Source organism: Treponema sp. OMZ 855, assembly GCF_024181145.1.
Lineage (GTDB): Bacteria > Spirochaetota > Spirochaetia > Treponematales > Treponemataceae > Treponema.
In genome coordinates, this window is record NZ_CP051194.1 from 1,890,256 (window position 1) to 1,902,551 (window position 12,296).

Here is a 12,296-nt window from a genome sequence, read left to right on the forward strand (position 1 = left end):
TTAAATTTATTTGCGATGTTTTGATTTAAGTCTTTACAATGTAATGACTTAAATCAAAACTCGTCGTGCATCTCTAAAAGCTAACCGAGCTTTTAGAGATGCACAATTCTGAATATCAACTCTACCTCAAGATCGGAAGCCTTATAATGCCAAAAGATGATGTCCGAAGTTTGCTCCACCGATACGGGACTGAGTTGATAGAGTTTATACAGAAAAGAGTTTGCATTCAGCGGTTCTTGGCGTAAATCCATCGTAATCTCGTACTGCTGAGCTTCCGTCTTCCGGCACAGAAAATAAGCGGTCTCATTCAGCTCGGCGCCGTTAGCCGTAAAGCGGCGGTCTGCTCCATACAAGAACGAACCGTTTGCGGCGGGAGCGGAACAAAATGTATAAACCAAATCGTCTTTAATTTCCTTACCGTTTATCCGCAACCGAATAAGCTCCGCCGCAGCCCCTTGTGCAAGCGCAGTGTGAGTATTTGCCGCATTGTCTGCGCCGGTATTTCCAGCAGTACCGGCAGCATTGTTTCCATTGGTTTCCGCACCGGTATTTCCGGTTGATACAGTTGCTTTCTGTACAGCCTGACCGGTTTGTGTATTCTCTTTTTGAGCGGTTTGCGCTTGCAGTTTTTCCAGTTCGCTTAAAATCTTTGTTAAAACAGCGCCGCCCGTATCGGTTTGCAAACCGCTTACATTGCCCAAACCTGCATTGCCGCCTAATCCCGCATCAGTGCCAAGCAAATTATTGAGCAGCGTCAGGTTGCCGCTGTTCTGGCTTAATGCCGCCAGCGTTTTAGCGTTGAGTCCGTTTAGCGCCGTTGATTTTTTTATATCGCTTTTACCGGAATTACCGGAAGCGGCAGCGGCGTTACCTGTCTGTTTGCCTTTCGCCCCTGCTGCGGACGATGGGGTGCGTTTTTGTTGCAAAAACGCCGGAGGCTGAATAACGGGAGGTGCAGGCGGCCGAGTAATACCTCCGCCGATAGTAACTTCAGGAATATCCGGTATCGCAGGTATTTGCATTTGCCCGGCTCCGGTATTATCCGCAGCGAGGGGAGAAAGCAGCCGCAGCAAAAAGAAAAAACAAAAGATAAACGGCGTTACGGGCATCTTTGCAAGCGTGTCTTCCAACTCGCTGAGCCGCGCTTGCAAGCTGACAATCGTGCGCTCAATTCGGCGCTTTTCATTTTCCAACTTACGCCGCGGGTCTTCATCCTGCGGTTTATTTTTTACACTGTCGCGCACAAACGCAGGACTGTGCTTTTGTAAAAAAAGGTCCTCTGCTGCGGCGCGTTTATCGGGGTTTGCAATATTCGCAACCACCTTCATCGCTTCATAGCCGAGTTCCGGCTTTACATCGAACGCATGTATTTTCTCAATCGTCGCAGCGGAAGCGCGCGGCAGGCACAGCACACGGTCGATATAATCTTCGTAGCGGACACCGGCTTGCTTACAGAGTGCCCGCGCCTTGCTCAAAAGCCTGCCGAGTTCCTTCATCAGCTTGCCGTCCTCCGCCATGATGGTCGTCCTGATTGTATCCGTCAGTTCAAGCAGTTCAGGCGATTCTTCCATAGCGATTTTATATAGCCCCTTTTCCTCCGCCTTTTGCAGCAGCCGGTGAAAATAGCTCCAAAACCGCTGCGTATGTACACGGCCGGAACGGGTACCGTCCAGCTCGCAGAGCCGATGATGCGTATATTCGTGAATAGCGGTGTACAGCAGTTCGTTATCGACGGAAAAGTTTTTATTGTGCAGCAGAATCTCATGTGTATCGCTTTTATACAGCCCGTTGACTTTCTTGCTCGCCTTGCCGGTAAATGTTACCGAAAATTCAAGCCCCGACTCTTCAATCTGCAATAATATCTCTTTTACCTGATCCTGATTCATTGCACTCCTCTCGTATCCCATGCGCCCGAGTTTGCAAGACACACTGAAACAGCGGAAGTAACGGCGGTTTCCGTGCGCAAAATTCTCCGTCCCATAGTATAGGCAGTGAACTGCTTTTTTGCAAACAGCAGCCGTTCGTTCAGACTCCAGCCCCGCTCATTCCCGACGGCAAGCCAAAGCGTTTGTTTTCCGTCCCACTGCAGCTGAGGCAGCGGATACATCGTAGGGACGCAGAGTGTGTCGCCTTGTTCACTATGGGCTTGTTCAATACGGTCTTGCCCAATATGACCTTGGTTAATGCGATTTTGTTCAATAGAATATTGGTCAATTTGAAAAGGAACATCGAGCACTGCCCGCAGATGATCCGGACGGATATCATCCTCATACCGGTCGAAAAAATGCCGTACACTATAAGCTCGATACACTTTCGGAATATGAGTATCTCCGGCCTGACTGCATCCGTCAATCAGCAGCCGCTCTATCTCCGTTTCCGCAGCGATATCCGCCTTTAGATAGGATTTTTCCCCCAGCTCGGTACCGGTCAGATACAGAGCCTCAATCCCAAGCCCTGCAACATCACGCAAAATACGGCGCAGCTGAATGGGACGCGGAAACCCGAGTATTAGTCTGATGGGCGGCAACGCGGAAACATCGTCTCCTCCATCCGCCTGCTCCGATACGGTAAACCGTGCAGTCAACAACTCATCGGAAAAGGAAGTAATTTCCGCCGTTCCTTTTTTGCCGTCGATGATCCCCGCCTTGAATACTGAACCCACACCCAGCTTCAGCACTTTTTTGATATGTAAAAAGCGGTCATCAGTTTTGGCAAAAGAAAAATTCCTGTCTGAAAGTTCTTCCTGTCGTAATAAAATGATATTCATGGCAGCCTTGCCGCCCTTAACCCGTGATATGTCTTAATGTAAAATTGAGAACAATGTATGCGGCATAAAAAATAAATAAAAACGCACCTTGCATTCGAGTTATGACGCTGCGCTGGCGCGTTGAACAAAAGCGGAAAATGCCGAGCACCAGCAGCATGGTCGGGAATTGCAGATAGTAAAAATCTACCGGCACACGGATACCGGCGGGGGTTACCGCAGCCGCTACACCCAATACAAAGAGAACGTTCAAGATATCCGCTCCGATGATGTTGCCCGCCGCGAGTTCCCCGTGTCCTTTCCGAACGGCGGTAATTGCAGTTACCAATTCGGGCACACTCGTACCGAACGCAACCAAGGTCGCCGCGATAATACTCTGCGGAATACCGATTTTTATGGCGGAAACTTCTACCGCAGGAATCAGTATTTTAGACGAGAGCACAACCACCGCGATTCCGACAGCCAGCCACACAAGCAGCAGCCACAACGGCTTTTGATTTTCTTCCGCCGTATCCTGTTCGCTCTCTTCCATAGATTCTTTTGCCCAGCGGAACGATATGTACATATAACACGCGAGCAGCACGACAAATATCCAACCCATCCACTGATAGATTTTCCCCTCCCTGCCTGGAGAAAAGAAGGGGAGCGAAACAAGCGTCAACAGCAGCGCTGCCGAAAACTGCACGGTACCCTGCCGATGAATGAGCCGTTTATCTACCGGCACCGTACCAAGCATGGCGGCAAGTCCGATAATGAGGGCAGTATCCGCAATAATCGAGCCGATAGCATTTCCAAGCGCAAGCTCCGCATTGCCTTTAATTGCCGCCAATGTAGACACCGACGCTTCGGGCAGGGTCGTGCCGAGACTGACAATCGTTGCGCCGATCACCATTTTGGGCATTCCCCATTTAAGCGAAAGGGCAACTGCACTGTCTACCAGCCAATCCGCACCCTTACTCAGCGTAGACAAACTTGCGACAAGCACAATCAACGATATCACAACCGATGAATTCATTAAGAAATCATGTAAGAGTGCATCCATAAATAAACCTCGTAAAATATCAGTAACCGGAATATCTGGAAATATACCGGTTTAGGCAAAATCACGCAAGACAGCTTGCGGGGCACAGCCGGATACACTGTCCGGTATGCACCTACATAAACTTTTTAACGAGGTTGAAATTTTTCTCGCTGTAGGGATGATAGCGCATCGGTAAGTCTACCAGCAAGGATTTTTTCATTACGCTCTTTTCGTGGCTGAATGTGTAAAAGCTTTGTTTTCCGTGGTAATTTCCCATACCGCTTGTCCCGACCCCGCCGAAGGGCATGTACGGCGTTGCAAGATGCACGATTGTGTCGTTGATGCACCCGCCGCCGAACGATACTTCCGACAAAATCTTCCGCTCTACGGCGGCATCTTTAGTAAAGAGATAGAGGGCAAGCGGCTTCGGGCGGGCACGGATTTGATCGACAGCCCACTGCAAATCGGTAAACGGGATGAGCGGCAAGATGGGGCCGAAAATTTCTTCCTGCATAACCGGCGATTCAAAACTGATATTATCCAATACCGTCAGCGGTATAAAACGCCCGTGCACATCCTTTTCCCCGCCGATAACAGCCGTTTCTCCTTCCATTAAATGGGAAAGGCGCTCAAAATGTTTGTCGTTGACAATCCTCGTCATATTGCATGAGGCATACGCATCCGTCGGTAAAAATTCATGAAGGACAGCCTTGCACTGTTCGATAAACGCTTCTTTTACCGCTGCGTCAATCAGCACATAGTCGGGAGCGACGCAGGTTTGTCCGCCGTTCAGTATCTTACCGAAAAGGATACGCCGCGCCGCTGCTTTTATATCGGCGGTTTTATCGATGATACAGGGAGACTTGCCGCCGAGTTCGAGCGTTACCGGCGTCAGGTTCCGTGCGGCGGCCTCCATAACAAGCTTACCGACTACCGTACCGCCGGTAAAGAAAATGTAATCGAACTTTTGATCCAAAAGCCCGGCGTTCTCTTCTCGTCCGCCGGTTACAACCGTAACAAAGCCCGGATCAAAGGTTTCCGCAATCAAATCGGCGATTACTTTTGAGGTTTCGGGAGTGTAATTCGACGGCTTTATCACCGCGCAGTTTCCTGCGGCAATCGCACCGGCAAGCGGCGTCAGCGTTAAATTGACCGGATAATTCCACGGCGACATAATCAATACAGTACCGTACGGTTCGTAATAAATCGTACTCGATGCTAAAAAATGACTGAGCGGCGTGCGTACCCGTTTCGGCTTCATCAATTTTTTCAAGTGTTTCGATAGAAAGCGGACTTCTTCCTGCACCATACCGATTTCCGTAAGGTAAGTTTCCATCGGCGCCTTGTGTAAATCCTTATAGAGTGCATCGCTTATCCGCTGCTCATACGCGCGAACAGCGGCTCCCAGCTTACGAAGCTGTTCGGCACGGAATTGGTATGATTTTGTCGCATTTGATGCAAAAAAGGCCGAAGTATTCCGCACCAGCGCGGCTATGGCTATTCTTGTCATATAATCATTCTCCCCCGACGCAAAGGCTCAAGAGAAAAAAAGTATGATAAAACACGATTCTTCCTCTATCCATTTTGCCGGTTTGCTGATATAATCTATCTATAAAAATACTACTATTATGTGCTTGGATACAACAACGAAGATTATTATACTATAGAAAAGCCTCTATATAAAGTAGAGATTTTTAATAAAATTCAATAAACGAAGGAGATTCAACATGGATTTTACGTTGAGCAGAGAACAGCTCATGGCGCAGCAATTGTTTCGTGACTTTGCGCAAAACGAAGTAAAACCGATCGCTGCCGAAGTCGACGAAGAGGAAAAATTTCCTGAAGAGAATGTCAAAAAGATGGCAAAGCTGGGATTCTTCGGTATTCCCGTTCCGAAACAGTACGGCGGACAAGGAGCTGACGTTTTAACCTATGCCATGTGTGTAGAAGAAATGAGCAAGGTATGCGGAACGACCGGTGTTATCATTTCCGCACATACGTCACTTTGTATCGATCCGATTTTACACTTCGGAACGGAAGCACAGAAGATGAAGTATGTTCCGGATCTTGCCTCCGGTAAAAAGATCGGTGCATTCGGTTTAACGGAGCCGGGAGCCGGTACCGATGCTCAAGGACAGCAGACCACTGCAGTACTCGACGGTGACCACTGGGTACTCAACGGCAGTAAAATCTTTATCACCAACGCGGGCTATGCCGACGTCTTTATCGTTATCGCGGTAACCGGCACGGTAAAAGATAAAAAAGGCCGCTCCGTAAAAGAAATCAGCGCATTTATCGTAGAGCGCGGTTTCCCCGGATTCTCCATCGGTAAGCATGAAAAGAAAATGGGTATCCGCGGTTCTTCAACCTGCGAATTGGTCTTTGAAGACTGCATCGTACCGAAAGAAAACCTCCTCGGCGTACAGGGGCGCGGCTTCATTATCGCGATGACAACCCTTGACGGCGGACGTATCGGTATTGCAGCACAGGCGCTCGGTATTGCGGAAGGTGCTATCGAAGAAACCATCAAATATACAAAAGAGCGTGTCCAGTTCGGAAAGCGCATCAGCCAGCAGCAGAACACCCAGTTCCAGATTGCCGATATGGCTGCCCGTACGCAGGGTGCACAGTATCTTGTCTATGCAGCAGCTTGCAAAAAACAAGCGGCCAATGAGAATCCCAATATCCGTTATTCTGTAGAAGCGGCAATGGCAAAGCTCGTCGCTGCGGAAGTTGCAAGCGATGTAACCCGCCGCTGTTTACAGCTCTTCGGCGGATACGGCTATACCCGCGACTACCCGATCGAGCGGATGATGCGCGACGCAAAGATTACGGAAATTTACGAAGGCACGAGCGAAGTTCAGCGCATGGTTATTGCCGCAAACCTCGGCGTCAATTAAGGAGGACAAGAACAGATGAAAGCTATTGTTTGTGTAAAACAAGTTCCCGATACATCCGGAAAAGTTGCCGTCAAAGAAAACGGGCAGCTTGACCGCGCTTCGATGATGACCATCACCAACCCCGATGACTTAAATGCAATCGAAGCGGCGCTGCAGCTGAAAGATCAAACCGGCTGTGAAGTTGTCGCTATTTCGATGGGGCCGCCCCCTGCAGAGAGCATGCTCCGTGAGCTGTTGGCGCGTGGCGTTGACAAGGCGGTACTGGTTTCCAGCCGTGAGTTCGGCGGAAGTGACACGTATGCTACCAGTCAGATCTTGGCAGCAGCTGTACGCCGCGTCGGTGTCGGGCCGGAAGATGTTGTATTCTGCGGACGGCAGGCAATCGATGGGGACACCGCACAGGTAGGCCCGCAGATCGCTGAAAAACTCGAGCTGCCGCAGATCACCTACGCAGCTGATATTAAAAAAGAAGGCAACGCGCTGATAGTAAAGCGTATGCTCGAAGACGGCTACATGATGCTCAAGGTAAAGACACCCTGTCTTATCACCTGTATCAAAGAGCTGAACGAACCGCGCTATATGAGCGTCAGCGGTATTATGGAATGCTACTCAAAGCCGTATGAGGTATACAATTATGAAACCTTAAAGGACGACCCGCTCATCGATAAAGATACGATCGGTTTGGAAGGTTCTCCGACAAACGTATACAAGTCCTTTACCCCGCCGCAAAAAGGCGCCGGTACGATGATGGAAGGCGCCGACAAAGCCGCTTGTGAAAAGCTCGTCGGTATGCTGGCAGAAAAACATATCATTTAATGAAGGAGGAGAATGTACAAATGGCTTACGATAGCAAAGACACTGAAGCCTTCAAAGGCGTGTGGGTATTTTGTGAACAGCGCAACGGAGAAATCCTCAACACCTCGTTTGAATTATTGAGCGAAGGCCGGAAGCTCGCCGATGAATTAAAGGGCGAACTCTGCGGCGTTGTACTTGGAAAAGGTATTAAAGAAGATGCGTTAAAGAATCTCGGCGGTTACGGCGCCGACAAGGTGTACTACTGCGAGCACGATCTTCTTGCCGATTATACAACCGATGCGTATACAAAAGTGATTACCGCATTGGTACGGGATAAAAAACCGGAAGTTTTCTTAATCGGTGCAACAACCATCGGACGCGACTTAGGTCCCCGCTGTGCCGCACGGCTCCATACCGGATTGACCGCCGACACCACGCACCTCGATGTCGATACTGAAAAATACAAGGAATTCCTCCGCACCAGCTCGACGATGGATGTCGAAAAGACACCCTTTAAGGTAAACACAAACTTGAAGATGACCCGTCCGGCGTTCGGCGGTCACTTGATGGCAACGATTGTATGCCCCCGCTTCCGCCCGCAGATTGCAACCGTGCGTCCCGGCGTTATGAAGAAGCAGGACTTTGATTCGGCAAAAGCAGCAAAGACCATAGTTGAAAAACCGAAAGTTGAGCTTTCCAAAGCCGATATCAGCGTTGATATCCTTGAAATTAAGAAAACCGCAAAAAACATTGTAGACTTGATCGGAGCAAATGTGGTTGTTTCCGTCGGCCGCGGTATCGGTAAAGATCCCAAAGCGGGTATCAAACTTGCTGAGGATTTGGCTCAGGCGCTCGGCGGCGTTGTCGGGGCTTCCCGTGCCGTTGTTGACTCCGGCTGGATGGATGCAAACCATCAGGTTGGACAGACCGGTAAAACCGTACATCCGCACATCTATGTGGCAGTCGGTATTTCCGGAGCAATTCAGCACCTTGCCGGTATGCAGGATTCCGAGTACATCATCGCAGTCAACAAGAACGCTGATGCACCGATCTTCGGTGTAGCCGACTACGGTATTGCAGGAGACCTGTTCAAGGTACTTCCGATGCTGACCGAAGCGGTTAAAGCGGCAAAAGGCAGCCTGTAATTTTTAAGCTGTGATGCAAAAAGCCTGTTTTTCCTTTGTGGAAGAACAGGCTTTTTTAGTATTCATGTAGAGAGGTTAAGCCAAGCGTATCCGCTCATAGGCTACTGTGATGACCAGCGGCTGTTGTTTACCGAAAATGCAGCATCACCATTTCTCCCTGCTGCAAGACGAACTGTTTGCCGGTACACATAAACCTTAGTTCATTACTATCCTTATTTTCAACAACGACCGTTAGTTTCTTATGCACCGGTATCGGCGTAGAAAATGATTCACCTTTTTGCAATCTAATCGAAGAAACAGGCTCCATATCATTTTTTTGCTGATTCGCCGTTTCCGCACTGTCCCTCCGCGGTTGTAACTGAATATTTGAAAGATAATCGTATTCGGACGGAGATTCTCTTTGAGTATGCTTCTCTGTTTCATCAAAAGTCAAATCCTTATTCAGCATTCTTGCATTTCTTGCAAAGGCTTCGGTTTTATCACTAGCATCTGCTTGTATTTCTCCATCCGTTGCAACGGTTAAATCGGCAACACCTGCCAATACGGTAATAGGAAAGTAAAGCGCTCCGGTAGTCGGGGTACTTGCGCATGACATCACACTGATACACAATATGCAAAAATATACATAATATCGCAAGTATTTCATATCTCAAACCTCCATTTCTTGATATTTCCCGATAGTCGCGGAAAATGAACCGTTCCTTATACCGTGTCAGTATATCATCAGAAGCGCATACGAACAAGAAACCTGCATTTAGTATAGTTTAAGAGATGCTCAATCCGATTTTTTTGTGTATAATACATTATCGAGCTTTCATCGTTGATAGAAACCAGATCATAGGCATCTCTAAAAAGTCGGCTAGATTTTTAGAGGTTTCACATATTTAAAGAGGTTATTATGCGCATCATATCCGGCTGTTCCACTATAGAAGACTGTATCCACCGCTACGGTACGGACGCCCGCACGTGTTTTGTGTTTCCGTCACGGATTGCGGCTCGGCTTTGGATGCATCGTGCGCTTGCGTTGACCGGCCTTGCAGCAGTTCCTGCTGAACTGTTTATTGCATGGGATGCCTTTAAGGCGGAGTGCTGTATCGCTCAAGCGGAAAATAAAAACCCGGTGTCTCAAATTATCCGCTTGCTCTTTGCGCATCATATTGCAGCCGACAATGCTGCGGCGGAAAAACCGTTTCTACAGAACATCATCCCTGCGGACTACGCAGCCGACGGCGCCATATTTGCACAATGGATTGCCGGTATTTTACCGCAGTTGGATCACTGGGAAAAACGCGCGGTGCAGCATAAAGCCGGTAAAGATGCCGAGTTCTCCGATTTACGGATTTTGAAAAAAGCGTATACGGAATTTTTGGATGCGCACCGGCTCTTTGAACCTTCTTGGGCAGGGGCGGAATTTATCCCGCATGCGCAACAGTACATTTTACTCTATCCCGAATTAATGGAAGATTTTGACGAATACCACGGTTTATTGGAAGAACGGCCAAAACTGTCGATACTCCCCGCCCCTTCCTTTCAAGCGGAAACAACGCCGCTTATCCAATTCGGTACCATGCGGGAAGAAATCCGGTCAACCGCGCTTGCAGTTGAGCAGCTTTTGACAAACGGAGTTCCCGCCGATGATATTGCGCTCAGCATTGCCGGTATTGAAGATACCGTACCGTATCTCAAGCGGGAATTTGCATTGCGGAATATCCCTGCCGAATTTCGGCTCGGGTTTAAACTCGGCGAACAGCAGGCGGGGCAGCTCTTTCCGCTGCTTGAACAGTGCGTACAGGAACACTACTCGTTTGAAAGCCTTAAACCGCTGCTGCTCAATCCTCATATTCCGTGGAAGCATCCCGCGCAGATACAAGCACTCATCAATTTCGGCATAAAAAACAACTGTCTCGTTTCGTGGAAGGATGAAGGGCACTATAAAAACGTCTGGAAGGAGGCGTTTAAACTCCCTATCCCGTATAATCCTCATAGCAGTGTTGAGGAAGAACAAGCCGAAAAAGCACAGGCAAAGGAATGGCTCCTCCCCTTTATGAAAGCTGCGGAGCGGTTCGTGCAGGCTCAAAGCTTTTCCGAAATGCGGCGGCAGTACATTCTCTTTCGAGCGCAGTATCTGAATCCCGACGGCTTTTCAGCCGAAGACAATGCCGTCATCGGCCGCTGTATCACGCTTATGCAGGAATTGATACAGCTTGAAGAAGATTTTGCCGACTGTCTGCCTGCACAGCCCTATCGCTTTTTTACCACTCAACTTTCCCGCGAAATCTATGTACCGCAAAATACCGGAAGAGCGGTCAGTATCTTTCCATTTAGGGTCGCGGCCGCCACGCCCTTTGCTCATCACTTTGTCCTCAACTGCAACCAAAAGGCAAGCAGGGTGATCTATCAAAAACTTCCCTTCTTACGGAAAGACAAACGGGAAGAACTCGGCGTTGTCGAAAAAGATGCAACGCAGGCCTTTTTTGCGGTGTATGCAACATACGGCGCCGTGCGGTTTTCCGTTTCCGAACAAACCTTTTCGGGCTTTACCGTCAGCAATGGTATTTTTACCGCCTTTGCTCCCCGTCCCGACGTGAATGACAGCGACTCTCTTTTGCAGGAATATTGCTTCTTTAAACGGGAAGAACCTGCGCCGGAAGCGCTGTATTCCGTACAAAAAGCGGGATTTGAACAATTCGCCGGTATTAAACAAGAGCGCGGCTTTTCCTTTTTAACCGAACCTTTTAACGGCAGCCTGCCGGTACTTTCGGAAAAGCTCAAAGCCGGACACTATACGGACGGAGCGTTCCGCATCAGTCAAAGCGGCTTACATCTTTTTTCCGGCTGTCCGGCTCAATGGTTTTTGTCGTCGGCACTTTCCATCGACGAAGAAGACACTGATGCGGAACTTTTCAACCCGCGCTATATCGGTATCATTTGCCACCGTATTTTGGAGCGGCTCTATCAGCGTATACGGGAAAACGATAGGGTGTTTATCTCTGCGCATCTCGCCGATTATAGGGAGTGGGCTGAATCGATATTTAATGAGACCGTTCACAGCCAAACCGATTTCCGAGGGCCGCTCGCCGCGCCTTTTATCGAATCGATTAAAAAGCGCAGTTTAAAAAGCGTTGACTTTGTGCTTACGTTTGACGCGGAAAAACTGGACGGCTATGCGCCGTATATGATGGAAGGCGAGCTGCAGTACCGGAGCGGAGACATCCTCTATCACGGGCTCGTAGACCGCATCGCCTATCAGGAAGCTGAAGGCCGCGCCGTCATCCTTGATTATAAAACCGGCAAGGTTCCGTCCGCTACAGACTATACCTCGGAAACTATGCGAGATTTCCAAATGCCGATGTACATCTTCCTTGCAGAAAATAGACTGAAACAGGAAGTGCTCCATGCTTTTTTTCTCGGTATTACGAAAGAAGAGAGAAGGTACATCGTCAACGATAAAGAGGTGATACCTCAGGATAGTTCCCGTTCTTCTAAAACGAGGGAAGAATTTGAACCGTCGATTCAGGCTTTTTTACAAATTGCTCAAGAATACGCGCAACAGGTCGGTATGGAAGACTTTAGAAAACCGGCAGCCGTACAATGGCAAGATTGTATGGGCTGCCCCTTTCACACTATTTGCAGGACGACCTTCACCGTTGAGGAATAAAAAAGCTTCCGGA

9 protein-coding genes are annotated in these 12,296 nt (G+C 48.8%); 4 read left to right on the plus strand and 5 right to left on the minus strand.

Annotation, left to right across the window (positions count from 1 at the left end; all coding sequences use genetic code 11):
• Window positions 1-92: 92 nt before the first annotated feature.
• The 4 genes from E4N65_RS08535 to E4N65_RS08550 form a co-directional block, all read right to left on the minus strand.
• A complete protein-coding gene (locus tag E4N65_RS08535; RefSeq protein ID WP_253672793.1) occupies window positions 93-1,886 on the minus strand; it encodes a hypothetical protein in 1,794 nt (597 codons plus the stop codon).
• Window positions 1,883-2,767, minus strand: coding sequence for an RsmE family RNA methyltransferase (locus E4N65_RS08540; protein WP_052185529.1), 885 nt, complete (start codon window positions 2,765-2,767; stop codon window positions 1,883-1,885). Before E4N65_RS08540 ends, E4N65_RS08535 begins: the two co-directional genes overlap by 4 nt.
• Window positions 2,768-2,783: 16 nt before the next feature.
• Window positions 2,784-3,806: a calcium/sodium antiporter gene (locus E4N65_RS08545; protein ID WP_044015495.1), complete on the minus strand. Its 1,023-nt coding sequence runs from the start codon at window positions 3,804-3,806 to the stop codon at window positions 2,784-2,786.
• Between the two features lie 112 nt (window positions 3,807-3,918).
• Window positions 3,919-5,295, minus strand: a complete 1,377-nt coding sequence (locus tag E4N65_RS08550; RefSeq protein WP_044015492.1) for an aldehyde dehydrogenase — start codon at window positions 5,293-5,295, stop codon at window positions 3,919-3,921.
• A gap of 217 nt (window positions 5,296-5,512) precedes the next feature.
• Between E4N65_RS08550 and E4N65_RS08555 the strand changes: the two genes are divergently transcribed.
• The 3 genes from E4N65_RS08555 to acrA are packed head-to-tail and all read left to right on the plus strand — an operon-like array spanning window position 5,513 to window position 8,625.
• A complete protein-coding gene (locus tag E4N65_RS08555; RefSeq protein WP_044015490.1) occupies window positions 5,513-6,685 on the plus strand; it encodes an acyl-CoA dehydrogenase in 1,173 nt (390 codons plus the stop codon).
• A 15-nt stretch (window positions 6,686-6,700) separates the two neighbouring features.
• On the plus strand, window positions 6,701-7,501 hold the full coding sequence (gene acrB / locus E4N65_RS08560) for an acryloyl-CoA reductase electron transfer subunit gamma (protein WP_044015488.1): 801 nt from the start codon (window positions 6,701-6,703) through the stop codon (window positions 7,499-7,501).
• A 20-nt stretch (window positions 7,502-7,521) separates the two neighbouring features.
• A complete protein-coding gene (gene acrA / locus E4N65_RS08565) occupies window positions 7,522-8,625 on the plus strand; it encodes an acryloyl-CoA reductase electron transfer subunit beta (protein WP_044015485.1) in 1,104 nt (367 codons plus the stop codon).
• Window positions 8,626-8,752: 127 nt separating this feature from the next.
• Here acrA and E4N65_RS08570 read toward each other — a convergent pair whose 3' ends face one another.
• Complete coding sequence (locus E4N65_RS08570) at window positions 8,753-9,271, minus strand: hypothetical protein (RefSeq protein WP_044015483.1); 519 nt, start codon at window positions 9,269-9,271, stop codon at window positions 8,753-8,755.
• A 252-nt stretch (window positions 9,272-9,523) separates the two neighbouring features.
• On the opposite strand from E4N65_RS08570, the gene E4N65_RS08575 reads away from it, so the two are divergent.
• Window positions 9,524-12,283: a PD-(D/E)XK nuclease family protein gene (locus E4N65_RS08575; protein ID WP_253672795.1), complete on the plus strand. Its 2,760-nt coding sequence runs from the start codon at window positions 9,524-9,526 to the stop codon at window positions 12,281-12,283.
• The last annotated feature ends 13 nt before the right edge of the window (window positions 12,284-12,296 follow it).